The organism is Shinella sp. HY16 (assembly GCF_028534175.1).
Lineage (GTDB): Bacteria > Pseudomonadota > Alphaproteobacteria > Rhizobiales > Rhizobiaceae > Shinella.
The window spans coordinates 1,234,380-1,259,257 of record NZ_JAHYXL010000002.1 but is presented as its reverse complement, the minus strand read 5'-3'; the positions used below and the strand labels follow the sequence as shown (position 1 = coordinate 1,259,257).

24 protein-coding genes are annotated in these 24,878 nt (G+C 65.0%); 16 read left to right on the top strand and 8 right to left on the bottom strand.

The features are described from left to right. The first annotated feature begins 127 nt into the window (after nt 1–127). The 6 genes from K0P03_RS26355 to bioB all read left to right on the top strand — a co-directional run bounded on the left by K0P03_RS26355 (nt 128) and on the right by bioB (nt 4,122). Nucleotides 128–913, top strand: a complete 786-nt coding sequence (locus K0P03_RS26355; protein ID WP_272791110.1) for a prolyl oligopeptidase family serine peptidase — start codon at nt 128–130, stop codon at nt 911–913. 122 nt (nt 914–1,035) lie between these two features. Next, a complete protein-coding gene (locus K0P03_RS26350) occupies nt 1,036–1,182 on the top strand; it encodes a hypothetical protein (protein WP_272791072.1) in 147 nt (48 codons plus the stop codon). A gap of 139 nt (nt 1,183–1,321) precedes the next feature. Further along, a complete protein-coding gene (locus tag K0P03_RS26345) occupies nt 1,322–1,696 on the top strand; it encodes a hypothetical protein (protein ID WP_272791071.1) in 375 nt (124 codons plus the stop codon). A 130-nt stretch (nt 1,697–1,826) separates the two neighbouring features. Further along, nucleotides 1,827–2,495 carry a GntR family transcriptional regulator gene (locus tag K0P03_RS26340; RefSeq protein WP_023513956.1) on the top strand — a complete coding sequence of 223 codons (669 nt, stop codon included), beginning with the start codon at nt 1,827–1,829 and terminating at the stop codon, nt 2,493–2,495. A gap of 83 nt (nt 2,496–2,578) precedes the next feature. Then, nucleotides 2,579–3,133 (top strand): biotin transporter BioY, encoded by a 555-nt coding sequence (locus K0P03_RS26335; RefSeq protein ID WP_272791070.1) that lies wholly within the window; start codon nt 2,579–2,581, stop codon nt 3,131–3,133. Continuing rightward, nucleotides 3,133–4,122: a biotin synthase BioB gene (gene bioB / locus K0P03_RS26330; RefSeq protein WP_023512389.1), complete on the top strand. Its 990-nt coding sequence runs from the start codon at nt 3,133–3,135 to the stop codon at nt 4,120–4,122. Before K0P03_RS26335 ends, bioB begins: the two co-directional genes overlap by 1 nt. A gap of 127 nt (nt 4,123–4,249) precedes the next feature. On the opposite strand, the gene K0P03_RS26325 is transcribed toward bioB, so the two are convergent. After that, complete coding sequence (locus K0P03_RS26325) at nt 4,250–4,441, bottom strand: cupin domain-containing protein (RefSeq protein WP_023512390.1); 192 nt, start codon at nt 4,439–4,441, stop codon at nt 4,250–4,252. A gap of 164 nt (nt 4,442–4,605) precedes the next feature. Here K0P03_RS26325 and K0P03_RS26320 point away from each other — a divergent pair, with 164 nt between their 5' ends. Beyond that, a complete protein-coding gene (locus tag K0P03_RS26320; RefSeq protein WP_272791069.1) occupies nt 4,606–6,222 on the top strand; it encodes a GMC family oxidoreductase in 1,617 nt (538 codons plus the stop codon). 15 nt (nt 6,223–6,237) lie between these two features. Here the strand turns inward: K0P03_RS26320 and pdxR are convergent, their stop codons facing one another. Next, nucleotides 6,238–7,758 (bottom strand): MocR-like pyridoxine biosynthesis transcription factor PdxR, encoded by a 1,521-nt coding sequence (gene pdxR, locus K0P03_RS26315; protein ID WP_272791068.1) that lies wholly within the window; start codon nt 7,756–7,758, stop codon nt 6,238–6,240. Nucleotides 7,759–7,919: 161 nt separating this feature from the next. On the opposite strand from pdxR, the gene K0P03_RS26310 reads away from it, so the two are divergent. From K0P03_RS26310 to K0P03_RS26285, 6 genes are all read left to right on the top strand, one after another. Next, nucleotides 7,920–9,023, top strand: coding sequence for a mandelate racemase/muconate lactonizing enzyme family protein (locus K0P03_RS26310; protein ID WP_272791067.1), 1,104 nt, complete (start codon nt 7,920–7,922; stop codon nt 9,021–9,023). Between the two features lies 1 nt (nt 9,024). Next, nucleotides 9,025–10,512, top strand: a complete 1,488-nt coding sequence (locus K0P03_RS26305; RefSeq protein WP_272791066.1) for an aldehyde dehydrogenase family protein — start codon at nt 9,025–9,027, stop codon at nt 10,510–10,512. 182 nt (nt 10,513–10,694) lie between these two features. Beyond that, nucleotides 10,695–11,768, top strand: a complete 1,074-nt coding sequence (locus K0P03_RS26300; protein WP_130519259.1) for an extracellular solute-binding protein — start codon at nt 10,695–10,697, stop codon at nt 11,766–11,768. 93 nt (nt 11,769–11,861) lie between these two features. Further along, complete coding sequence (locus K0P03_RS26295; protein ID WP_272791065.1) at nt 11,862–12,935, top strand: ABC transporter ATP-binding protein; 1,074 nt, start codon at nt 11,862–11,864, stop codon at nt 12,933–12,935. Nucleotides 12,936–12,940: 5 nt separating this feature from the next. Next, nucleotides 12,941–13,810: an ABC transporter permease gene (locus K0P03_RS26290; protein WP_023513131.1), complete on the top strand. Its 870-nt coding sequence runs from the start codon at nt 12,941–12,943 to the stop codon at nt 13,808–13,810. 2 nt (nt 13,811–13,812) lie between these two features. After that, nucleotides 13,813–14,670 (top strand): ABC transporter permease, encoded by an 858-nt coding sequence (locus K0P03_RS26285; RefSeq protein WP_272791064.1) that lies wholly within the window; start codon nt 13,813–13,815, stop codon nt 14,668–14,670. Nucleotides 14,671–14,675: 5 nt separating this feature from the next. On the opposite strand, the gene K0P03_RS26280 is transcribed toward K0P03_RS26285, so the two are convergent. The 6 genes from K0P03_RS26280 to K0P03_RS26255 all read right to left on the bottom strand — a co-directional run bounded on the left by K0P03_RS26280 (nt 14,676) and on the right by K0P03_RS26255 (nt 21,374). Beyond that, nucleotides 14,676–15,572, bottom strand: a complete 897-nt coding sequence (locus K0P03_RS26280; protein WP_272791063.1) for a sugar phosphate isomerase/epimerase family protein — start codon at nt 15,570–15,572, stop codon at nt 14,676–14,678. An 85-nt stretch (nt 15,573–15,657) separates the two neighbouring features. Beyond that, entirely contained in the window at nt 15,658–16,596 is a 939-nt protein-coding gene (locus K0P03_RS26275) for an ABC transporter substrate-binding protein (protein ID WP_023513128.1), read from the bottom strand. Between the two features lie 65 nt (nt 16,597–16,661). Beyond that, nucleotides 16,662–17,645, bottom strand: coding sequence for an ABC transporter permease subunit (locus tag K0P03_RS26270; RefSeq protein WP_023513127.1), 984 nt, complete (start codon nt 17,643–17,645; stop codon nt 16,662–16,664). Between the two features lie 35 nt (nt 17,646–17,680). Then, nucleotides 17,681–19,207 (bottom strand): sugar ABC transporter ATP-binding protein, encoded by a 1,527-nt coding sequence (locus tag K0P03_RS26265; protein WP_272791062.1) that lies wholly within the window; start codon nt 19,205–19,207, stop codon nt 17,681–17,683. Beyond that, on the bottom strand, nt 19,204–20,598 hold the full coding sequence (locus tag K0P03_RS26260) for an FGGY-family carbohydrate kinase (RefSeq protein WP_272791061.1): 1,395 nt from the start codon (nt 20,596–20,598) through the stop codon (nt 19,204–19,206). The genes K0P03_RS26265 and K0P03_RS26260 overlap by 4 nt, the downstream gene beginning before the upstream one ends. Beyond that, complete coding sequence (locus tag K0P03_RS26255) at nt 20,595–21,374, bottom strand: DeoR/GlpR family DNA-binding transcription regulator (protein ID WP_023513124.1); 780 nt, start codon at nt 21,372–21,374, stop codon at nt 20,595–20,597. Before K0P03_RS26255 ends, K0P03_RS26260 begins: the two co-directional genes overlap by 4 nt. A gap of 190 nt (nt 21,375–21,564) precedes the next feature. On the opposite strand from K0P03_RS26255, the gene K0P03_RS26250 reads away from it, so the two are divergent. The 3 genes from K0P03_RS26250 to K0P03_RS26240 are packed head-to-tail and all read left to right on the top strand — an operon-like array spanning nt 21,565 to nt 24,760. After that, nucleotides 21,565–22,647: a class II aldolase/adducin family protein gene (locus tag K0P03_RS26250; protein ID WP_272791060.1), complete on the top strand. Its 1,083-nt coding sequence runs from the start codon at nt 21,565–21,567 to the stop codon at nt 22,645–22,647. Further along, nucleotides 22,644–23,921 carry an FGGY-family carbohydrate kinase gene (locus tag K0P03_RS26245; protein ID WP_272791059.1) on the top strand — a complete coding sequence of 426 codons (1,278 nt, stop codon included), beginning with the start codon at nt 22,644–22,646 and terminating at the stop codon, nt 23,919–23,921. Before K0P03_RS26250 ends, K0P03_RS26245 begins: the two co-directional genes overlap by 4 nt. Then, complete coding sequence (locus tag K0P03_RS26240) at nt 23,918–24,760, top strand: TIGR01459 family HAD-type hydrolase (protein WP_272791058.1); 843 nt, start codon at nt 23,918–23,920, stop codon at nt 24,758–24,760. Before K0P03_RS26245 ends, K0P03_RS26240 begins: the two co-directional genes overlap by 4 nt. Nucleotides 24,761–24,878 lie beyond the last annotated feature (118 nt).

Below are 24,878 nucleotides of genomic sequence, written 5' to 3'. Positions count from 1 at the left end.
AGCCTCCGATTTGCCACAGAGCAGCAACGGCGCGGCTGAACGCCCATGACCCGGCAACGGCGAGCGTCGAGCAACTGTGGGAGCAGCCGGGCGCCGGTTTTGAAGCAAGTCGCTACGACACGTTGATATCCTATGCCGAGGCCTCGGATGGCGTCCGTGTGCCGATTTCCCTCCTCAAGTTGCGCGCGACGCCTCGCGACGGGTCCGCGCCGCTGCTGCTCTACGGCTACGGCGCGTACGGCATTGCTGCGAACCATCCTTTGATCCGGCAGTCCTGTCCCTTGTCGATCGCGGCTGGGTCTATGCCATCGCGCATGTGCGCGGCGGTGGGGAAAACGGGCGAGGCTGGCATGAGGCGGGCAGGGGGCGTTCGAAACCGAACAGCTTCTCCGATTTCGCTGCCTGTGCGAACGGCCTTGTTCAGGAAGGATACACCGCTGCAGGCCGCATTGTGGCCCAGGGCGCTTCTGCGGGCGGGCTCTTGGTTGGGGCGGCAGTCGACTTGGCTCCGGGGTTGTTTGGCGGTGTCATAGCGGAAGTTCCCTTCGTCGATGTTCTCAACAGCCAGAGCGACTATACGTTGCCGCTCACCCAACCCGAGTGCGCCGAATGGGGTGACCCGAAAAACGTCCCAGCGGACCATGCCGTCATCGCTGCTTATGCGCCTTACGAGACCATTGGTGCAAAACCCTATCCGCCCGTTCTGGCGACGACCGGCATTTCGGACGGACGGGTTCCCTACTGGGAGGCGGCAAAATGGATCGCGCGCCTGCGCACCCGTTCGACGGGCACCTCTCCTTTCCTCCTTGAGACACTGATGGAATGCGGCGGCCATGGCGGTGCCTCCGGGCGCCTTTCAGAGTTCCGGCATATGGCGCATGTCTACGCCTTCGCGGAATGGGCGCTCGGCTGATGCGGCTTCTGGCATTGATGCTTGCTGTCTTTCTGTAGCTCTTTGCCGGCGTTTCGGCGGCGGAGTGCATCACCGATATCCTGGGGCGTTCCATCGACCTTGCCGGCCCGCCGCAAAGAGTGGTGCTGGGGGACAGCCTCGATTTCATCTTTCTCTCGCTGCTGCTCGACGATCCGGCTGCGCCGATCGTCGGCTGGGCGGGGCCGACCGCATCGCCGCAAGCCTCCTTCCTCTGGACCGCCGGCGTTTTCCCGAGCTCGACCGCATAGCGAGCCTCGGCGATCCCAATGCCGGTGGCTTCTCCGTGGAGGCGGCGCTTGCTCTGGAACCGGACGTCGCGGTGCTTGGTCCAGGCTATACGCCGACGACAGCGTCGTCCGCCAGCTCGAAAAAGCGGGTGTCGCGGTCGTGTTCATCGGCGCGGCCTCCGATACGGTCACCCGCGGGCGACGAGAGATCACCCGCTCGATGCGCATCCTCGGCGAGATGTTCGGCAAAGCGGACCGCGCGGGCGCCTTCACCCGATTCTATGACGAGCGCATGGATCGCATCGAAGGGCTGGTCGCCGATCGCGCGTCCAGCCCTTCCGTCCTGGTGGAGGCACATGCCAACAGCGCGGACTGCTGCTGGTCGCCGGGTTCCACGTCGAACTATGTGGCGTTCGCCGGAGGTCGGAACATTGCGGACGGCAACACAAGGCGCCTGGCACGGCCGCATTTCGGCCTGTTGGCCAAATGTAAAAGGTTCGCGGTGTTGGAGAGATGCCAGGGGCAGGCTCTGTGAGCGGCAAGCAGTCAGGCCACAAACCGCTTTTTTGAGGTCGGCCTTTGCCGTTGAATTCTAAGACTGAGGCAGCGCAACGCGCCTATGCGAAGGGATCGACAGGCCTGGCCTCTCAGATTATCTATGATTCATGTCAACCACTGCAGACGAAACTCTTTCCGAACGCATTGCCCGTATTCTTGCCGGCCGGATCATCACGGGCGAGATTCCCCCGGGCGCGCGGCTGCGGCAGGACCATATCGCCGCCGAATTCGGGGCCAGTCATGTGCCGGTGCGTGAGGCTTTCCGGGCATTGCAAACGCAGGGGTTGGCGGAGAATGAGCCCTGGCGGGGGTTTCGTGTCACGGATTTCGACGTCGCCGAATTGCGCGAGGTTGCCGAGATGCGGTCGAGCCTGGAGATATTGGCGCTGCGCCACGCCGCACCCAACCTGACGCGCTTTATTATCGAGGAAGCAGAAGAGGTTAACCGGCTCGGGGATTGCGCAACGAATGTGCGGGACTGGGAGCTTGCAAACCGTCGCTTCCACCATCTTATCCTTGCGCCCTGCCGTATGCCGCGCTTGCTTCGAACGATCGATGACCTGCAGGCGGCCAGCGCGCGGTTTCTGTTTGCCGCCTGGCGTCGGGACTGGGAAGCTCGCACCGATCATGACCATCGTGCGATTTTGAATGCTCTGCGGGAAGGGCGGATTGATTTCGCTTGCTCGACATTGGCGCGCCATGTCGGCTGGATCGGCAAGCGGAAGCCGTCTGTAAAAAATGCTGATCCCAGAGAGACTTACGAGATTCCAGGATAATTATCTATAATCCTGATTGCTCACCCATCGCCCTTCCCCAAGATTATAGATAGATTCGAAACCTATCCTTGGAGGACGCCTCGATGGCATTGTTCAACCCCTCGTTAGAACGCTCGGTATCGCTTTGGCGCGAGGCGGCAATCGCCCTTTGCGGTGCGGCGATCATCACACTCGGCGCCAAGATACAGGTCCCATTTTGGCCTGTCCCGATGACGCTGCATACCCTTGCAGTGTTCTTCCTGGCCGCGGCCCTCGGCCCAAGGCTCGGCTTCCTGGCCATGGCCACCTATCTGGCCGCTGGGGCGACGGGCCTGCCCGTCTTTTCGGGCTCGCCGGAACGTGGGATCGGATTGGCCTATATGGCTGGTCCAACCGGTGGCTACCTGGTCGGCTATCTGGCTTCGACCGTGGTGATCGGGCGATTGGCACAGGGACGGGGCTGGATGGGACAGGCTCTGGCAATGCTCGCGGGCCTTTCCGTGGTCTATGCTGCCGGTCTTCTCTGGCTGGCGATCTTCGTGCCAGCATCCGGATTGATCGCGGCCGGTTTTGCGCCCTTCATCCTTGGAGACCTGATCAAGAGTGCGTTGGCAACAGCGTGCGTGACGGGCCTGAGTCGGCTGAAGGGGCGGATGTGATGAGCTGCTCCAAGGTCAGGTCCAACTGGACCGTGGAGGAGGCACGAACGATCCACGCGCTGCCGCTTCCGGATCTGCTGTATCGGGCACAGGGTCTCCACCGACTGTATTTCGATCCAACGGCGATCGAGACGGCCAGTCTGCTCAGCATCAAGACCGGTGGCTGCCCTGAGGATTGCGGCTACTGCTCGCAATCCGCCCACCACCAGACCGGCGTGAAGGCAACGAAGCTGATGGACGTGGATGCGGTCCTGGCGGCCGCCGGGCGCGCCAAGGCCGCCGGTGCACAACGCTTCTGCATGGGTGCGGCCTGGCGCAGCCCCAAGGACCGCGACATGGACAAGCTCTGCGACATGGTGCGTGGCGTCTCGAAACTGGGGCTGGAGACCTGCATGACGCTTGGGATGCTCAGTCCCGAGCAGGTTACACGCCTGAAGGTGGCGGGGCTGGATTTCTACAACCACAACATCGACACGTCGCCGGACTATTACCGGCAGATCGCCACGACACGGACGATGGAAGACCGTCTGGAGACCGTCGAGCATGTCCGGAAGGGCGGGATCAAGGTCTGTTGTGGCGGGATCCTCGGCATGGGCGAGACGGAAGAAGATCGCATCGCCATGCTGGTTACACTGGCCACCCTGCCGGCCCACCCCGATAGCGTGCCGATCAACCTGTGGAATGAGATCGAGGGCGTGCCGGTGCAGCGCACGGCAAGGCCGGTCGACCCGTTTGCACTTGTCCGCCTCGTGGCCTTGGCGCGCGTGCTTATGCCAGCTTCGGTGGTCCGCCTGTCGGCCGGCCGCACAGGAATGAGCGACGAATTGCAGGCATTGTGCTTCCTCGCGGGGGCGAACTCCATTTTCGTCGGCGATCAGCTGCTGACAACCGGTAATCCGGCGGCCTGGAAGGATCGGGATCTGCTGGCGCGGCTGGGCATGCATGTGGCCCCGGCCGTGAGGCCCGCTTCTCTGCTCGCGGGAGAATAAACTTGCCTAACCAGCTTCGGGGCAAGGTGCACGCCGTTCCGGCGAGCGCCTTGCCCATGAAAAGGGCTTGCCCGCGACTGGTTGCGTGAGCGTTTCAGAAACCTGTCCGCGTCTGGGTTATGAGGTTTTACGTCCTGCCGATCAGCACGAGCCGACCCGGTTCGATGACGCGGATGGCGTGCTCGACGCCGGCTTCCACGACAAGGTGGTCACCGGGATTGCAGGCGCGCGTCATGCCTTCCATGACCAGTTCGAAACGGCCGGAAACGACGATGGCGAATTCTTCGGTCTCGCCGGCATGGGACCCTTTGGCCTGCATCCATCCATTTGCCGTTCGCGTGCTGATCTTCGATCTGGCCGGGCCGGGGGTGCGGACTGGTATGTCAATCGGATCGAAATGGACACTGCCCTGCAATCCGGTTCACGATAGGAAGGGGTTTCAAGGCACGGGGAGCCTTGAAGGGTCCGGGAGTGAAGCGGCAGATGGATGAGTTCGATTATGTGATCGTCGGTGCGGGCTCGGCGGGCTGCGTGCTGGCGAACCGCCTTTCCGACGGTGGGCGCTATCGCGTGGTACTGCTGGAGGCTGGCGGCAGCGATCTGAATTTCTGGGTGCGCATGCCGATCGGCTACGGCAAGGCCTTCTATCACAAGACGCTGAACTGGAAGTATCTGACGGAGCCGGTGCCCGGTTTCAACGGCCGCCAGTCCTACTGGCCGCGGGGCAAGGTCATCGGCGGGTCCAGCTCGATCAACGCGATGGTGTTCATCCGCGGGCAGGCCGAAGATTTCGACGGCTGGCGCGCGCTTGGCAATCCGGGATGGGGTTATGCGGATGTCCTGCCACTCTTCCGGCGTATGGAGGACAATCTCGCCGGTGCCGACGCGTGGCGCGGCAAGGACGGGCCGCTGACCGTTACCAATATAGAGGGGGTCGTGCACCCGCTCTGCGGGAACTATCTTGCCGGCGGCGTCGAGGCCGGCCTGTCGCGCAATTTGGATTTCAACGGCGCGACCCAGGAGGGCGTCGGCATCTACCAGATCACGACGCGTGACGGTTTTCGCTGCTCGACGGCGACGGCTTATCTCGCTCCCGCCCGCAGGCGGTCGAACCTGCGGGTGATCAAGGCTGCACACGCGACCCGTGTGCTTTTTGAGGGAAAGCGGGCGGTCGGTGTGGAATACCGGCAGGGTGGGGCGGTTCGGCAGGTTCGCGCGCGGCGCGAGGTCATCCTGTCGGCCGGTGCGGTCAACACGCCCCAGCTGCTCCAGCTTTCCGGCGTCGGCGATCCGGCCCTCTTGAAGCGCAACGGCATCGATGTCGTTCACGCGGCGCCCGCCGTGGGGCGGAACCTGCAGGACCATATCGGCTTCGACCATCTCTACAGGAGCCGGCAGCCGACGCTCAACGACGTGCTGCGGCCGTGGTGGGGACGGTTGCGGGTGGGGCTGCGCTACGTGCTGACGCGCAGCGGCCCGCTCTCGCTCAGCGTGAACCAGGGCGGCGGGTTCTTTCGCACAAGCCCGGAGCGCGCGCGCCCGAACATGCAGCTCTATTTCTCGCCCGTCAGCTATACCCGTGCCATTCCCGGTCGGCGCGCATTGATGAGCCCCGATCCTTTCCCCGGCTTCCTCGTCGGCGTGTCGAACTGCCACCCGACAAGTCGTGGCCAACTCGCCATCCGTTCCGCTGACCCCTTCGCCGCGCCGGAAATCCAGCCGAACTATCTTTCGACGGAAGAGGATGTGCAGGAGCTGCTGGAGGCCGCGCATTTCCTGCGGCGCCTTTCACGGACCGGCCCGATGCGGGAGATCATCGAACAGGAGATCCGCCCGGGTGCCGGGGTCCTGGATGATGGGGGCCTGATTGCCGACATCCGCGCGCGCTCCGGTTCGGTGTTCCATCCTTGCGGCACCTGCGCCATGGGGCCGGATGCGCCGACGTCCGTTGTCGATCCGCGCCTGCGCGTCCATGGCCTGGAGGCGCTGCGTATCGTCGACGCTTCGGTGTTCCCGCGCATCACCTCGGGAAACCTCAATGCACCGACCATCATGGTGGGCGAAAAAGGATCTGACCTTATCCTCGCCGACGCGTGCTGAGCCGTCAGGCGCGCCTCACGCACTGATACGGTTCGGGCCATCTGCCTTGCGCATGTCCTTCAAGACCGCGCCGAGCGTTTCCGCCGCGCTGGCGATCATGCGCGGCGGGGCGGAGCTGAAGCCGAGGATGAGGCCGCGCTGGCGGACGGGCGTGATGGCGAAGCGGCCGATCGGCGAGACCAGGATGTTGCGCTCGGCCGCCCGGCGCGCGACGGCGCGTTCGTCGAGATCCTCGGCAAGACGCCCGACGGTGTGAAAGCCCGTTTCGGTGGGCGCGACTTCCAGAACACCCTGCATATGCGTCGCCGCACCGTCGAGCAGAGCCTGGAGCCGTTCGGCATAAACCCGCCGCATGCGCCTGATATGGCTGGCGAAATGGCCACACTCGATAAAGCTTGCGACGACGGATTGCAGGCTGGCGGCCGAGCCTTGCAATGTCGCTCCGGCGATGCGGTAAAAGACATCGACCAGACCGGGCGGCGCGACGACGTAGCCGAGGCGGAGGGCTGCGAACAGCGTTTTCGAAAAGCTGCCGACATAGATGACGCGGCCCGACGTATCGACGCTCTTCAGCGTCGGCGGCGGATGGCCGGCATAGTGGAACTCGCCGACATAGTCGTCCTCGATGATCCAGGCACCTGCCCTTTCGGCCGCGCGCAACAATTCGAAGCGGCGTTGCAGGCTCATCGTCACGCCGAGCGGGTGCTGGTGGGCGGGCGTCACGAAGGCGAGGCGGAAATCCGGCGCGACCTCCAGCCCCTCGGCGACATTGATGCCCTCCTCGTCGATGCTGAGCGGCACCAGCCGCGCACCCGAGGAAATCAGGCTGTTGCGCGCGCCGATCGCGCCGGGATTCTCGATCCAGACCGTATCGCCGGGATCGAGCAGGGTATTACCGATGCGGTTGAAGGCGTCCTGCGCGCCGTTGAAGATGAAAACCTGTTCGGGTTCGCAGGTGATGCCGCGGTTGGCGCGCAGATGCATCGCGACGGCCCGGCGCAATTCCATCAGTCCTTCGGCCGGTGGGTAGCCGAGCAGGAGGTTGCGCGGCTGGCGCCAGTAACGTGCCACCATGCTCGCCCAGAGCGCCATCGGGAACTCGTCGAAGGCCGGAATGCCGGTGATGAAGGGCCGCGGGTTTTCCGGGTGCGCGAGGCGGGGAAAGTAGTGTTCGGAGGCGTCCGCGCTGAGCTGCGCGAGGCGCGGCGGGCTGCGGATCTCGTCTCCGGCCGGGCTTGCCGCGGTGGCGGCGGGCCGGCCGTCGCGCAACGTTTCGGCGACATAGGCCCCGGCACCGATGCTCGACCGGATCAGCCCTTCCGCAGCAAGCTGTTCGTAGACGCTGATCGCCGTGGTGCGGGAAACGCCGTGATCTTTCGCCAGCGTGCGGCTGGAGGGCAGGCGTTCGCCGGGCTGGAGTTCGCCCGAGAGAATCATCTCGCGTAGCGCCGTGCAGAGCTGGGCACTGATCGGCGTTCGGGAGGTGCGGTCGAATTGCAGCGTGGGCAGCAGCGCTCCGCCCGGATATTTTACCATCTCGCCCTCCCGGTCTGTCGTGTCACCGCAATAATGGTCCGCTACGAAAAGCAAAGTGGACCTTCTCGCCCGAAGTTTTTCCGATGATTGTCGGACCAGTTCGCGGCGTCAAGAGCCCATCGCTTGCAAGACGCTTTCGCCCAACAGCAGACCGGACCGCCATGAAGATCAAACGCATCGAGACCTTCTCAAACCGCTATGTCGGCTTTGTCCGCATCACCGACGAGACCGGCGCGACCGGCTGGGGCCAGGTCTCGACCTACAATGCCGACATCACGTCAGAGGTGCTGCACCGCCAGGTCGCGCCCTATTCGCTCGGCACCGAGATCGTCGATCTCGACGATCATCTCGACCGCATTTTCGAGCGTGAGCACAAGTTTCCGGGTTCCTATCTCTGCCGCGCCATGTGCGGTCTCGACACGGCGATCTGGGACTTGCGCGGCAAAAAGGCTGGCAAGCCGGTCGCGGCACTGCTCGGCGGCTCTGCCGGCCCGCTGCGCGCCTACGCTTCCTCTATGAAGCGCGACATCACGCCGGCCGCCGAGGCCGAACGCTTCAAGCGCCTGCGCGGCGAATACGGTTTTGACGCCTTCAAGTTCCGCGTCGGCGCGGAGTGCGGCCGCAACGAAGACGAATGGCCGGGCCGGACGGAGGAGATCATCCCGACGATCGCCAAGGCCGTCGGCGAAGGAGCCGATCTGCTCGCCGACGCCAATTCCTGCTATTCGCCCGCCCGTGCCATCGACGTCGGCAGGATCATGCAGGACAACGGCCTCGTGCATTACGAGGAGCCCTGCCCCTATTGGGAGCTCGAACAGACCAGGCAGGTGAGCGAGGCTCTCGACATCGACGTCACCGGCGGCGAGCAGGATTGCGACCTGCCGACCTGGCGCCGCATGATCGAGATGCGCGCCGTCGACATCGTGCAGCCGGATATCTGCTATCTCGGCGGCATCAGCCGGACGCTGCGCGTGGTGCGCATGGCCGAGGCCGCCGGAATTCCGGTGACGCCGCACGCCGCCAACCTTTCCATGGTGACGCTCTTCACCATGCACCTGCTGCGCGCCATCCCGAATGCCGGCAAGTATCTCGAATTCTCCATCGAGGGCGAAGACTATTACCCCTGGCAGGACGGCCTCTTCCGCAAATCGCCCTATGCCATTGTCGACGGCAAGGCGACGGTGACGGAAGAGCCCGGCTGGGGCGTCGAAATCGATCCGGAGTGGCTGGCGCGCGCCGGCTACCAGATGAGCGAGGCGAATTGAGATGAGCACGAACACCCTCGTCGGCGAATATTTTGCGAACGGCACGCTTGCCGGCCTGCCCAAAGGCCATTTCATCAACGGCGCCTTCGTCGCCGCCTCCGGCGGGCGCACGATGGAGACGTTCGATCCCGGCTCCGCCCGCGCCTACCATGCCTTCGCCGCCGGTGACGGCAGCGACGTGGACCGCGCCGTCGCCGCCGCCCGCCGCGCCCAGCGCGCCTGGGGCCGCACCAAGGCGAGCGCCCGCGGCGCGATTCTGCTGCGCGTTGCCGAACTCATCCGGGCGGAGGCCGCGCGGCTTGCCGTGGTGGAAAGCCTCGACAGCGGCAAAGCGCTGCAGGAGGCGGAAGGCGACGTCTCCGGCGCGGCGCGCTGCTTCGAATATTATGCCGGCGCGGCCGACAAGATCCAGGGCGACACCTTTCCGCTCGGCACCGACTATATCGGCTATTCCATCGAGGAGCCGGTCGGCGTCACCGGCCATATCATCCCCTGGAACTACCCGCTCTCGACGGCCGCCCGCAGCATCGCCCCGGCGCTCGCCGCCGGCTGCACTGTCGTCGCCAAACCGGCCGAACAGACGCCGCTGACGGCGCTGATGCTCGCCGATATTCTCGCCCGCGCCGGGCTTCCGGCCGGTGTCTGCAACGTCGTCACCGGCACCGGTGCGGAGGCCGGCGGGCCGCTGGTGTCGCATCCGGATGTGCGCCACGTCACCTTCACCGGCTCCGTGCCGACGGGGATCCGCGTGATGCAGTCGGCCGCCGCGAACGTCACCAGCGTCGTGCTCGAACTCGGTGGCAAGTCGCCTGTCATCGTCATGGCCGATGCGGACATGGACGCCGCCGTGGAGGGCGTGCTCGGCGCAATCTACGAGAATGCCGGGCAGATCTGCTCGGCGGGCTCGCGCCTCGTCGTCGAGTGCGGGGTGCATGCGGAACTCGTCGAACGCCTCGCCAGGCGCGCGACCGGTCTCAAGCTCGGCCATGGCCTTCGCCGCCCGCAGGTCGGCGCACTCAGCTCGCTTGCCCATCTCGACAAGGTTGCCGGCTATGTCGAGGGCGCGCGCGACCGCGGCGTCACTATCGCCGCCGGCGGCGAGCGGACGGCGGACCCGGAAAGCGGCTCCGGCTGGTTCTTCAAACCGACGATCCTCGATGCGGTGCAGTCGGACGATCCCGTCATCCAGGAAGAGATTTTCGGACCGGTGCTCTCGGTACAGGTGGTCGAAAGCGAGGAGGAAGCTGTCGCTGTAGCGAACGGCACGGATTTCGGCCTCGTCGCTGGCATCTACACACGCGATTTCGGCCGCGCCCACCGCATGGCGCGCGATATCGACGCTGGCCAGGTCTACATCAACGAATATTTCGCCGGCGGCATCGAGGTGCCCTTCGGCGGCAACAAACTCTCCGGTTTCGGCCGAGAGAAGGGCTTTGCCGCGTTGCGCAGCTACACGCGCACGAAAAGCCTGACGGGGAAGATAAGCTGAGCGTCATAATGGTCTTACGGCAAGGAGATAATGGACCTTTCGGGCAAGCCAATCTCGTCCTTTGATGCCAGCGGCTCGAAATCGGGAATGAGAGCGTCATCGCCGGGAGTGAGATGGCCCTCAGCAGAAAAGAACGCCGGAAAAAGGCGATTTTCAACAGCCAAACGGAAGAGGAGAACAGCATGAAATCGACATTCGCGCTCGCCGCGACGACGGCGCTCGCCCTGTTCATGGCAGGCACCGCACAGGCCGAAACCCTGCGCCTGCTCACCTGGGGCGGTTATGCACCCGACAACGTCATCAAGCTCTTCGAGGAGGCGAACCCCGACATCACGGTCGAGGTGACGCTCTCCAACAACGAGGAGATGATCGCAAAGCTCCGGGCGACCGGCGGCGCTGGTTACGACCTTGCCCAGCCGAGCCATGACCGTATCTTCGCGGCCCAGCAGGAGTACAATATCTACAAACCGCTCGACCTCTCGAAGATCGAGACGGCAAACCTTGCGCCCAACCTTCTTGAAGGCGTGAAGGCCAATGCCACCATCGACGGCCAGCTCTATGCCGTGCCGCACCAGTGGGGCACGTCCGGCATCGTTGCGGACGTTTCCAAGGCGCCTGGTGTCAAGGGCTGGGGCGACCTCTGCAATCCCGAATACAAGGGCCGCACCTCGATGCGCCTGCGCCGCACGATCCTGCTTGGCACGGCCTTCTCGCTCGGCAAGGATCCGTTCGCGCTCTATGCCGACAAGGCCGCCTACCAGACGATGCTCGACGAGGTGACGGAAAAGCTGATCGCCTGCAAGGACAACGTCAAGACTTACTGGAACGGCGGCGACGACCTGTCGACGCTGCTTCTCTCGGGCGAAGTCGTCGTCTCGGAAGCCTGGGATTCCACGGCCTTCAAGCTCTTCGGCCAGAACAAGAACTTCGTCTACGTGCCTCCGGAAACCGGCGCGCTCGCCTGGATCGACACCTTCGTCATCCCGCGCAAGGGCGAGGCGGACGACGCCGCCTACAAGTGGATCAACTTCGTCATGAAGCCCGAGATCGTCAAGCTGATGTCGGATTCGACGGGCGCCATCGCCGCCGTCAGCAACGGCATCGATCTCCTGCCCGACGACAAGAAGGCCGCCGTCAACGCCGCCTTCGACGAGAAGGACCTCGCCAACCTCAAGTTCTTCGCCAATATTCCGGCAGGGCTCGAGGACATGGAAGGCAAGGCGCTGGAGCGCATCAAGGCCGCGACGTCCAACTGATCGCCTCCCAAGGCAAGTCTGGCCGGCCGGGACATTCTTGGCCGGCTGCTTTCCAGATGCCCGCGCACGCGCGCGGCGAGCAACGAGCCCTCCATGCACGATCTTCAATGCGAAAGCCTGGTGAAGCGCTTCGGCGCCTACACCGCCGTCAACAGCGTGTCCTTCAACGTCCCGCGCGGATCCTTCTTCTCGATCCTCGGCCCCTCCGGCTGCGGCAAGACCACGCTGATGCGCATGATCGCCGGCTTCGAGACGCCGACGCGCGGCGATATCCGCATCAAGGGGCAATCCGTGCTTTCGACGCCGCCGAACAAGCGGCCCGTCAAGATGGTGTTCCAGCATCTCGCGCTCTTCCCGATGATGAATGTCGGCGAGAATATCGCCTATGGCCTGCGTTGCCGCGGCGAGAACAAGGCCGATATCGCCCGCAAGGTGGCGGCGGTGCTCGATCGCGTCGGTCTGCCCGGCACGGCGGAAAAGCAGGTCTCCCAACTCTCCGGCGGCCAGAAGCAGCGCATCGCGATTGCCCGCTGCATGGTGCTGGAGCCGGATGTGCTGCTGCTCGACGAACCGCTCGGCGCGCTCGACCTGAAACTGCGCGAGCGCATGAAGATCGAGCTGAAACAGCTCCAGCACCAGTTCGAGACGACCTTCCTCTACATCACCCACGACCAGTCGGAAGCGCTTTTGATGTCCGACAACGTCGCCGTCATGAACGCCGGCCAGTTCGAGCAGATCGGTGCGCCGCAGGAACTCTACAACAACCCGAAAAGCGGCTTCGTTGCGGGCTTTGTCGGCGACAGCAACCGCTGGCCCGGCCGCGCGCTTTCGCTCGCCGAAGGCAAGGTGCGCGTGGCGATCGACGGTGGCGGTGAGGCGATCGCCTTTGCCGGTGACGCGCGCATAGCGGCAGGAGGCCCGGTCGAGCTTTTCGTGCGCCCGGAGGTCATCTCGATCGGCGCGGGCAGCGAGAACACGCTTCAAGGCACCGTCGAAAGCCTGCTCTTCAACGGTGCGAGCAGCCGCATCCTCGTGCGCATGGCGAACGGTCATCTGGTCGAGGTCGGCCAGGCGGTGATGGACGGCTCGGTCAAGGTCGCGCCGGGCGAAACGGTCGGGATCGGCTGGAGCCAGAACCACGGCCGCGCCTTTTCCGTTGCGAGGTGAGAGCAATGGCGCGCACGGACATCGGAAAACTCTCCTTCATCCTGCTCTTCGCCCCCTTCGCGCTGTGGATCGCGCTTTTGATCATCCTGCCGCAGCTCGGCATCGGCTATATCTCGCTGCGTGAAAAGGTGGGGCCTGGCGAATACACGTTCGGCTTTGCGAACTACATCGCCTTCCTCTCGGAGCCGATCTACTGGAACACGCTGCTGCGCACGGCCTGGATGTCGATCCTTGTCACCGCCATGGCGCTCGCCGTCGGTTTTCCCGTCGCCTATTACATCGCGAAAATCGCCCAGCGCCGCTCGCGGGCCGCGCTGTTCCTGATGTGCCTAATCCCGCTTTGGGTGAGCGACCTCGTGCGCGCCTTCGGCTGGATCGTCATCCTGCGCGAGACCGGCCTTGTCTCCAGCTTCCTGCAGAAGATCGGCCTCGTCAGCGGCCCGGTGGAACTGCTCTACAACGACGCCACCGTCGTCATGGGCCTCGTCTACACGGTCGTGCTCTTCATGATCGTGCCGCTCGTCTCGACGCTCGACGGCATGGACAATTCGCTGATCGAGGCGGGCTACAACCTCGGCGGCAGCCGCTTCACCGTCTTCCGCCGCATCGTCGTGCCCTATGCCATGCCGGGCATCGTCGCCGGCTGCATCATCGTCTTCATGCTGACGGCGGGCAGCTATCTCACGCCCATCCTGCTCGGCGGCAAGAACAGCATGTGGTTCACCGAGCAGATCTACGAACAGTTCGTGACGCGCTACAACTGGGAATCCGGCGCGACCTTCGGCGTGCTGCTGCTCGTCTTCACCTCGTTCGTCGTCTGGCTCGGCCTGCGGCTGACGGGCCAGAGCCTCGCCTCCACCGTCGCAAAGGACTGACCATGAACGTCGCGGCCCCGCAATCGCCCCTGCTGCAATGGCTCTATCGCGGCTACATGCTGGCGTTCCTCGCCTACCTCGCCGCGCCGCTCTTTGCCGCCGGCATGTTCGCCTTCAACGATTCTATGTTCCCAGCATTGCCCTGGAACGGTTTCACGCTCGACTGGTTCTTCAGCAGCACCGAGCCGAAGATCGGCATGTTCCACGACCGGCGCCTTTTGCGCGGTCTCGAAAACTCGCTCTATATCGGCGTGATCGTCTCCGCGCTCGCCGTCGCCGCCGGTACCTGCAATGCCTTCCTCTTCGAGAGAAAGCAGTTTCCGGCCAAGAATTTCTTCTACATCCTGATGATCGTGCCGCTGGTCATTCCCGGCGTCATCCTCGGCATCTCGATCCTCGTCTTTGCCAGCATGATCGCCAACGGCCTTGAAGAAACCTTTGGCATCGAATGGGACTTTCTGCGCCCCGGCCTGTTCCTCGTCATCCTCGGCCAGTTCTCGTTCCTGACGACCATCACCTCGCTGGTCATCGCCGCGCGCCTTCGAAAATTCGACATCTCGCTGGAGGAAGCCGCGCTCAATCTCGGCGCGACGCGGCTGCGCGTGCTGATGACGGTGACGCTGCCCTATCTGATGCCCGCACTGTTCTCCGCCTTCGTCGTCGCCTTCCTCGTCTCCTTCGAGAATTTCAACACGACGCTGATGCTGGTCGGCTCCGATGCGCCGCTGACCATCACCATGTACGACCGCATGGTGAAGGTCGGCTCGACGCCGGTGCTGAACGCCGTCTCGTTCTTCCTGATGGTGGGGTCGGGGGTGCTGGCGCTGCTGAGCGTCGTGGTGCAGCGCGGCAAGGCGTGATCCACCTAACGGGGCAGATGCGCCTCTTGGACGAGCGCCTGCTTGAGCCGCGCCGTCTCCAGGCCGAGCTCGATGAAGCGGTGTGCATGACGGGCGAGGGCGACATTGTCGTCCCACAGATTGCGCCAGATCGCCGTCTTCAGCGAAAGGTCCTTGTCGACGATCGTCGTGGAGAAGGATTCGAAGGTAACGTAGTCGTCCCAGCCGATGGCGGTGAGCGCATCGAAGATCGCCGGGAAGTCGATCGTGCCGGTGCCGAGATAGCCGCGATGGCTCTCGCCGATATGCAGGTAGCCGATCTTGTCCGCCGCGTGGCGGATGGCAAGGCCCACATCGGCTTCCTCGATGTTCATGTGGAACGTGTCGAGGTGCAGAAGGACATTCGAGGCGCCGGTATCGCGGATGTAGGCCATGCCCTGCGCGGCGGTGTTCAGCATGTTGCTCTCGAAGCGGTTGACGATTTCGAGATTGAGCGTGACGCCGGTTGCCTTGGCCCGCTCCGCCACCTTGGAGAGCGCGGCAACGCTCGTGTCCCAGCCCTTTCTCGACAGGCTGTGCTCCTGCTTGCCGTGGGCGGAGCTGAGGATGCCGGCGAGCTTCGTGCCGCCGAGGTCGCGCACCAGCGCCACGGCCCGGTCGAGGATATCGACGCCATGGGTGACGATTGCCGGATCGGCGCTGGAAATGTCGCCCTCCGGCGGCAGGCCCATGCTGATCGCGACGTCGAGACCGAGTTCCCCAACCCGGCGGGACAGCCATTTCACGTCGACCTGGCGAGGGTCCAGATAGGAGAACTCAATGAGCTTGTAGCCGAGCTGATGGGTGTTCTCGAGCGCTTTCTCAAGCTCGCCCTGCGACGAGCCAGCGCTCCAGACGAAGGAATGGACACCAATTTTCGACATAACCGGCCGCTCTCTGAAAGGAATGAAGCAAGGGGCGGCCGGGCACACCGCTTGCGCGAATGCGCCCGGCCTCTGGGAGGTGTGTTTAGCGAGCTGCGGTCCAGCCCTTGTAGTCCTTGATGTTGTCGGCCGTGATGAGCTGCGGGTCGAGCAGCACGACGGGTTCGGCCGGCTTGTTGCCCTTCAGCACCTCGACGCCGAGCTGCAGCGCCTGGCCAGCCATGACATAGGGATCCTGCGAGGCGGAGGCCTTGATCATGGAATTGCCGCTGGCAAGCGAGGTCTCGATGTCGGGCGCGCCGTCGACCGCGGTGAAGAAGAATTCGCTGCGGTTCAGCTGCTTGGCGGCGAGCTCGGCGCCGATCGCGGTCGGGTCGTTGATGGCGAAGACGGCGTCGATCTTGTCGAAGCGGGTCAGCAGGCCCTGCATCACGGCAAGGCCGCCGTCACGCGAGCCCTGGCCGTTCTGGTCGTCGGACAGGATCTTGATGTCGGCATGCTTGCCGAGCGCGCCCTTGCAGCCCTCAACGCGCTCGAGGATCGAGGAAGAGGCCGGGCCGTTGATGATGACCACGTCGCCCTTGCCGCCGAGCTTGTCGGCGATGTAGTTGCAGGCCTCTTCACCCGCCTTGACGTTGTTGGTCATGACGGTGACGTCGGCGCCGGGCGCCGACACGTCGAAGGCGGCGACGACGACGCCGGCGGCCTGCGCCTTCTTTACGGCGGGGGCGATGGCTTTCGCATCGACAGCGTTCAGCATGATGATATCGACGCCGGCGGCGATGAAGCTGTCGACCTGGGAGACCTGCTTGTTGAGGTCATAGTCGGCCGAAACGGAGATCACTTCGACATTCGGGTTGATCTCCTTGGCCCGGTCCTCGATGCCCTTGATGGTGGCGACGAAGAACGGGTTGCCGAGCAGGCCGACCGAGATGCCGATCTTGTTGAGGTCCTTGGCGGCTGCGGGCATGGCGATCGCGGCGGCCAGTGCGGTGCCGACGAGCAACTTTGGCATAAGACGCATGTTTTCCTCCTTTGGTGGCGTTTTTCGCCGTTGTTTCCGGTGACGACCGGTTCGTTCAGCCGGGCTCAGGTCCGGCTAATGCCCTTGAGCCTGTAGCGATCGAGGCCGACGGCGACGATGATGACAAGGCCCTTGATGATGTACTGCCAGATGTCGGAAACCCCGACGAGGATGAGGCCGTTGGAGAGCACGGCGATAATGAGCGCACCGATCAGCGTGCCCCAGATGGAGCCGACGCCGCCGACGAAGCTGGTGCCGCCGAGGATGACCGCCGCGATGGCGTCGAGCTCGTAGGCCTGGCCGAGCTGCAGGCCGTTGGCCGCATAGAGCCGGGCGGCCGACATGGCCCCGCCGAGGCCGGAGAGCAGACCCGACATCGAATAGACGAAGAGCAGGACCAGCGGCACCTTGATGCCGGTGAGCCGAGCGGCCTCTGCATTGCCGCCGACGGCATAGATCCAGGTGCCGAGCACGGTGCGCTTGAGGATGAACCAGGAGGCGATGATGGTCGCGATGGCGATAATGGCAAGCCACGGTACGCCGAACAGCGTTCCGTTGCCGATGAAGTCGAAGGGCAGGTCCGGGTTGAAGACGGTCGTGTCGCTGCCGAGCAGGCGCGCGACGCCGCGGATCGCCGTTAGCGAGCCAAGCGTCACGATGAAAGGCGGGAGTTTCAGCCAGGCGATGATGGCGCCGTTGAGGAAGCCGCAGGCAAGGCCCGCAGCGATCGCCGCCGGAATGCCCAGCATGCCGAGGTCGGGCACCAGCGAGACGATGACCGCGATCATCGCCGAGGCGGCAAGGATCGAGCCGACGGAAAGGTCGATGCCGCCGGTCAGGATGACGAAGGTCATGCCGGCGGCCAGCACCGTGTTGATCGAGGCTTGCTGCATGACGATCGACAGGTTGCCCACCGACAGGAAGCGCCCGGAGAGCAGATGAAAGCCGATCGCCAGCAGCACGAGCACCGGCAGCATGCCGAGCGCCGTCAGCGTCGATCGCAGTTTCAGCCTGTCCATCCGGGCGTCTTCGGTTTCGCTTGCAGCCATGGTTCCGTCCCGTTCTTTGCGTTTCGCCTCGTTCGTCAGGCGGCTTGGCCGGCTGTGCCGGTCGCCAGCGCCATGATCGCTTCCTGCTCGATCGGCTGTGCCACTTCGCCGGCGATGCGCCCCTCGCGCATCACCAGGACGCGGTCGGCGATGCCGAGAATCTCCGGCAGGTCGCTGGAGATGACGACCACGGCAATGCCGTTCTCGGCGAGCGCGTCGATGATGCGGTAGATTTCCGATTTGGCGCCGACATCGACACCGCGCGTCGGCTCGTCGAGAATGACTGCTCGCGGCTTCGTCTCCAGGAGGCGTGCCAGAAGCGCCTTCTGCTGGTTGCCGCCCGATAGGGCGCCGACATTGATCTGCGTGCCGGGGGTGCGGATTGACAGGGCCTTGACGGCCGCGAGCGCCCGGTCCCGTGCCCTGGCGAAGTTCAGGACGCCGCCGGCCTTCGCATCCTCAGCGATGACGCCGATATTGATGTTGTCGCTGATCGACATGTCGAGGAAGAGGCCCAGTGCCTTGCGGTCCTCCGTAAGATAGGCGATGCCGGCATCGAGCGCGTCGCGCGGCGTGGCGATCGCGAGCGCCTTGCCGTTCAGCGTCACCGTCCCCGTCGTCCGGCGGTCCGCACCGTAGACAAGACGGGCAAGCTCCGTACGGCCCGAACCCACGAGGCCTGCGATACCGAGGACTTCGCCGGCCCGCACCTCGAAGGAGCAGTCGTGCACGCGCGCACCGTCGCCGACATTGTCCACCGACAGGACGGCGGGGCGCGCACCCTCGGCCTGCCGGTGTTCCTTCTTGTAGAACGAGGAAAGGTCGCGGCCGACCATCATGGAAACCAGCGTGTTCGCGGAAAGGCCGGCCCGTTCCAGCGTGCCGACATAGGCCCCGTCGCGCAGCACGCTGACGCGGTCGGAGAGCTGGTAGATCTCCTCCATGCGGTGGCTGATATAGATGATGGCGATGCCATCGGCCTTGAGCCGGGCGATGACGTCGAACAGCCGGTCGGTCTCGCGCGTCGTCAGTGAGGTCGTCGGCTCATCCATGACGATGATGCGCGCCCTGGTCGTCAGCGCCCGCGCGATTTCCACCATCTGCCGCTCGCCGAGCGAGAGTTCCCCGACGCGGTGGGCGGGGGAAAAGCCGATGCCGAGCTGTTTCAGGATGGGCTCGGCCCGCCGGCGCATCTCGGCGCGGTCGGCAAGGCCGAAGCGCGCAGGCTCGTTGCCGAGGAACATGTTCTGCGCCACCGACAGGTTGGGGGCGAGCGAAAGCTCCTGGTAGATGACGGCGATGCCATGGGCCTTGGCTTTCAGCGGATCGCCGAGCGTCACCGGCTCCCCGCCGATCAGTACTGCGCCACCGGGATCGGCCGTATAGGCGCCCGACAGGATCTTCATCAGTGTCGACTTGCCCGCGCCGTTCTCGCCCATCAGCGCATGCACCTCGCCGGCATGCACGGTCAGGTTCACATGTGACAGGGCCTTCGATGCGCCGAACGTCTTGCTGATGTCGCGCATCTCCAGAAGGGCAGGGGCGTTCGTCCGTTCCGTCATGCGCGCTTCTCCTTTCGGGGCGCGGCCTGCATCGCTTCGACTTGCCGGCGCCATTCCCGCCTGTAGGCGTCGAGCTCGGCAAGGGCGGCCGGCGTGGCGACCGCGCAATCGTTGACGAAGGGGTTGTGGCCACGGTCCTCGAAGACGAGGGCCGCCGCGCCGAAGGCGCTGCCTTCCGGGTTGGCGCTGATGTGCACGGTCTGCGCGGGGCGCAGGGCCGCGAGGATGGCAGCATAGAGCCCCGTTTTTACCAGCCCGCCATCGATAACGATCGTATTGTCGGAGCCGATGAGATCGAGCGAAAGATCGGTCATCAACGCGACATAGAGCAGGGCCGCGGCCGCGCGTTCCTCGCTCTCGACGGTTGGTCCGGAAAAGTGCCCGGCGTGGCCCGGCACTGGGCCACCGGCAGTGAAGGAGGGCAAGGCGAAGGCGCGCTTTGCCATGACGGATGCCAGCGCCTCTTCGCGGATCGGCCGCGTCCAGCCGCCGCTCGCCAGGTCATATTCCCGCCCACCCATGAAGCGGATGGTTGCGATCGGTTGGCGATCGACCGTGACATTCGCCAGCATGTCGCGTGTCTGGTCGAGCCGTTCGAGCGGGCTTGCAGAATTGAAGACGATCACCCAGGTGCCGGTCGAGACCAGCGTGAAATCGGTAAAGCCGAGCGAGCGGTAGAAATAGAGGGCCGCATTGCTGTCGTGCACGCCGTTGTGCACCGCGATCTCCACCGTGCGGCCGTCGCCGAGCGCGACGGCGTGTGTGCCGATCACGGCGCCGGCGCGGGCAAAGCCAGGCATCTTGCCACGCCAGCCCATCTTGTCGACGAGGCTGCTGAAATCGTCCTTCAGCGGTGCCCAGAGATTGGAATGGCAGCCGAGATAGGAGACTTCCGAGACCTTCCGGCCGGAAAACGTCCAGCTCCAGAATTGCGGATAGGCGAGGATTGCATCGGCCTTCTCAAGGAGGCCCGGTTTACGCGCGTCCAGCCAGAGGAGGTGGCGTCCATAGTTGAAGCCGAGGGGCAGCGGAGGCGAGAAGGTCTCGCGGAAATCCGGCGCCATGGCGTCGATGCGGGCGGCGATTTCGGTGGGCGGCTCCTGCTCGTAGTCGAGGATGGGGTGGGCAAGCGCGTCGCCGGCGGCCAGCGCGAAGGTGCAGCCGTGACCGGAAAAGATGATGCGGTCGACACCATAGCCGGCGACGATGCGGGCAAGCTCCCCCTTCATCCAGGCAAGAAGCGCCGCATCATCCAGAACGTGTAGGTCAGCCTCGTCCCGCCAGACCGGGCGGGTACGTGCCTCGTCGATGACCTTTCCTTCGCTGGAAATGACGAAGAGCTTGGAATTTGTCTTGCCGAGATCGAAGACGGCGATGGGGGCGATGCTCAACTGGTCCCTCCCGTCCGTGCGATCAGGATGGTGACGCCGGCATCCTCCAGCATCCTGGCGGCGGCGTCCGTCAGGCCGTCATCGGTGATGATCGTGCCGATGCGCGAGAGTGGCAGCGCGACGTTGCGCGGCTGGATGGAGAACTTGCGGCTGTCGGCGAGCAGCACGATCTCGTCGGCGCAGGCCGACAGCTCGCCGATCACCTTGACCAGCAGCGGATGTGATTCCAGCAGCCCCTTGCTGCTGATGCCCTGCGTGCCGAGGAAGAAGCGCGAGGCGAAGAAGGCGGGCGAACCGGCGGCGCTGTCATGGATGATGCCCGGTTCGCGATAGAGTTCGCCGCCGGCAAGAGAGAGCTGGCAGGTGCCGTGCTCACCGAGATGGGCGGCCAGCGGCATGGAATTGGTCCAGATGCGCAGGTTGCGCTGCGCGAGCAATATGCCGAGCTGATAGCAGGTCGAGCCCGCATGCACGATGATGGAATCCCCGTCGCGTACGAGATCGGCCGCCGTTGCGGCGATGGCCCGCTTTGCCTCCACGGCGATGTCGCGGTTTTCGTCATAGGGTTTTGCCGAAAGGCGCCCACTGTCGGCCGCCTCGCTGGCGGAGATCCCGCCATAGACTTTCCGCGCCCGGCCGAGCTCGTGCAGCTTGTCGATGTCGCGGCGGATGGTGGCGGGCGACACGCCGAGATGCTCCTGGAGATCCCGCACCGAAGCGAAGGGCGTCTCGCGCAGAAGATCGATGATGGCCTTGTGGCGCTCGGTGTCGTTCACGGCTGATCCTCCCGGCGTCTCCCTCGCCGATGAACAAAGATAATCACAATAATGTATGGTTATCAAGAATGGTGACGAAAATTCTTCACTGTTGACGATCTGCGATCACATGAATACCATCTTGAGAAAAGTTCGCTCAGATTCCGGTGAGCCGGAAAGCGGGTGGTGGACTGTCTAGAGGAGGGGCTGCATGGCTTCGGGCATTCGGGCGGAGGACAAGGCGGCCTTCGAAGCATTTCTCGCGCTCTCGAGGGAGATCGGCAGCGACATCCTGAAAACACAGGGTGCCGGTGGAAACACCTCGTTCAAGTGTGACGGCGTGATGTGGGTGAAGGCTTCCGGTACCTGGCTTGCCCATGCTGGCGAACAGGACATCATGGTGCCGGTCGAGGTTGCGCCGCTGGTGGCGGCGCTCAGGGCGCGGGACCCGAGCGCGGAAAAGGCGACGGATTTCGTTGTAGCGGCGCTCAACGCTTCGGGCCTGCGCCCGTCGATCGAGACGAGCTTTCATGCGGTGCTGCCGCAGACCGTCGTCGCGCATTATCACTGTGTCAACGCTATCGCTCTTTCCGTGCTGGCCGGGCGGGAGCAAATCCTCGCCGAGCGCATGGCCGCGCTGCCCGATCTTGCCTGGGCGACCGTTCCCTACCGCCGCCCCGGCACGCCGCTCGCCTACGAGATCGATCGCGTCGCCGCGAACCGGCCGGACGTGTTGATCCTCTACAACCATGGCATCATCGTTGCCGGGGAGACGGTAGAGGAGGTGCGTACGCGCATCGCCTGCGTGACCGCGGCCCTCTCGGTGGATGAGCGGGCAACGGTGTCGGGGAACGCCGCGCATCTTCAAACCTTGATCGAAGGCGCCCCCTTTCACGTCGCCGAGGATGCCGGAAGCCACAAGACTGCGCTCCACCCCGCCAACATCGCTGTCGCCACGGGCGGTTCGCTCTATCCCGACCATGTCATCTTCCTCGGCACGGAGATCGGTGTGCTCGGCGCGGGCGAGAGCGTGACGGCCTATGCGCGGACGCGGGGCGCGCGCGGGCTCGATATGCCCAAGATGTTGCTTGTGCCCGATCAGGGTGTGCTGCTTGCCGACGCGCTTACCGATGGCGGCCTCGTCATGGCACGCTGCCTGGCGGAAGTTGTGTCGCGCGTGCCGGATGGGGCAGCTATCGTCCATCTTGGTAGCGACCAGGAATATGAACTGACCCATTGGGAGGCCGAACAGTACCGTCAGGCGCTGGACCGCAAGGCGAGCCAGCGGGCATGAGCGCGGCGCCCGGACCCGCCGTCGCGCTCGGCATCGATCTCGGCACGTCCGGCGTGCGCGCCGCGGCCCTTGCCGCCGACGGCACGCGTGTCGACATGGCGTCCTCGCCATTCCCGGATGCCGCGGCCGGCCGCTTGCCCACCGCGTGGCGGGCCGGTGTCCGCGCGTGTCTCGGCGAACTTGCCGCGCGCGGCTCGCTTGTCGCCATAACCGGCGTCGCGGTCGACGGCACCTCCGGTACGGTGCTCGCCATCGATGCCGACGGCACGCCGCTTGGCGACGCACTGATGTACAACGATCCCTGTCCCGACCGAGCCATCCTCGATCGGGTCGCGGCTTTTGCGCCGGCGGACAGTCCGGCGCGGGGTGTGACCTCGCCGCTCGCCCGGGCCATCTATCTTTCGCGCCAGGCCGGCGTCCACGCCGTCGTGCACCAGGCGGACTGGGTCCTCCTGCAGCTTGGGTTGGCCGCGCCTTCAAGCGACGAGAACAACGCCTTGAAGACGGGCTACGATCTCGCCGCGGAGCGCTGGCCGGACTGGATCGAAGCCTGCGGCATGGATGTCGGCCTCTTGCCGAAGGTGAAACGCGCAGGTGCGCCGCTGGCGACCGTCGGCGCGGCGGGCCGGGCCCTCGGTCTGCCGGATGGCTGCCGCTACCACGCCGGTACGACGGATGGCTGCGCCTCGTTCCTTGCGACGGGCGCCGCATCCGTCGGCGACGGCGTGACCGCACTCGGTTCGACGCTGGTCGTCAAGCTTGCTTCGGCGGAGCCGATCGATGCGGCGGATTACGGTATCTATTCGCATCGCATCCTCGATTTCTGGCTCGCCGGAGGGGCCTCGAATTCCGGCGGTGCGGTCATCCGCAGCCTGTTTGACGACATGCAGGTGAAGGCGATGACCGCGCTGCTGCGGCCGGACAGGCCGACCGGCCTTGCCTACTACCCTTTGCTGCGGCCGGGCGAGCGTTTCCCCGTCAACGATCCTGCCCTTGTGCCGCAGCTGGAGCCGCGCCCGGTCGATGACGTCGTTTTCTTCCAGGCGATCCTCGAGGGTATCGCGGGGATCGAGGCGTCGGGCTATGCGCGGCTGGCCGCGCTCGGCGGCCCCCGCGTACGCTCGGTGCGCTCGGTCGGCGGCGGCGCGGCCAATCCGGCCTGGACCCGCATGCGGGAGGCGGCGCTTGGCGTCCCCTTCCTGCCGTCGAATTCGGCGGAAGCCGCTGTCGGCACGGCGGCGCTCGTCCTTGCCGGAAAGGACCGCTGGCCATGAGCCTTGCCCCGCAGACCGACCTGGCGGCGCTGGCCGCCCGCTACGATGCCTTCCTCGTCGATCAGTTCGGCGTGCTCCGGGACGAGGACGGCGCCTATCCCGGGGCCAATGATGCGTTGCTGCGCCTCAAGGCACTGGGCAAGACCGTCATCGTGCTGTCCAATTCCGGCCGCAGCGGCGACTACAATGCGGAGCGGCTCGTCAAGCTCGGCTTCGACCGGGCGGGCTTCGACCGTTTCCTCACCTCCGGCGATGTCGCCTACGACATCCTTGCCGGCGAGACCGCCGGTTCTGCGGTCGGGACGCGATGCCTGACGATTTCCAGCGGGGGCGACCGCAACCTTGCCGACCGTCTCGGTTTCAAGAGCGTCGTTGATGTGGCCTTGGCCGATATCGTGATTGTTTCCGGCAGCGAGGCTGATCGTGTCCCGATGGCGGACTACCGCCGCCGCCTCGCCCCCGCCGCCCGGCGCGGCGTGCCCTGCTACTGCACCAATCCCGACCGGCACAAGCTCGCAAGCGGCGGCACCACGGCGCCCGGCGCCGGCAGCATCGCGCTGGCGTACCAGGACCTCGGTGGGCCGGTGCGCTGGTTCGGCAAACCCCATCCGGCAATCTACCGGCAGGCGCAGGCGCTGCTCGACGGTCTTCCGGCCGACCGGATCGTCTGCATCGGCGACAGCCTGGAACACGACATTGCCGGCGCCGCCGGCGCGGGGCTCGCCTCCTGCCTCGTCCGGACGGGCATCCTCGCCGAAAGCACCGAGGCCGATCTCACCGCCCTTGCCGGCCTCCACGGCGCGCGCCCGGATTTCGTGATGGACCGCTTCGCCATTTGAAGCCGTGCGGGGGCTTGTTACATAAGCCAAGTGTCAGGACTTGTAGGATACGTAGATTCAGCCGGGCGCTGCAACACCCGAAACCAGGAGGTGTGAATGGCTACGGGAAGGCTGTGAC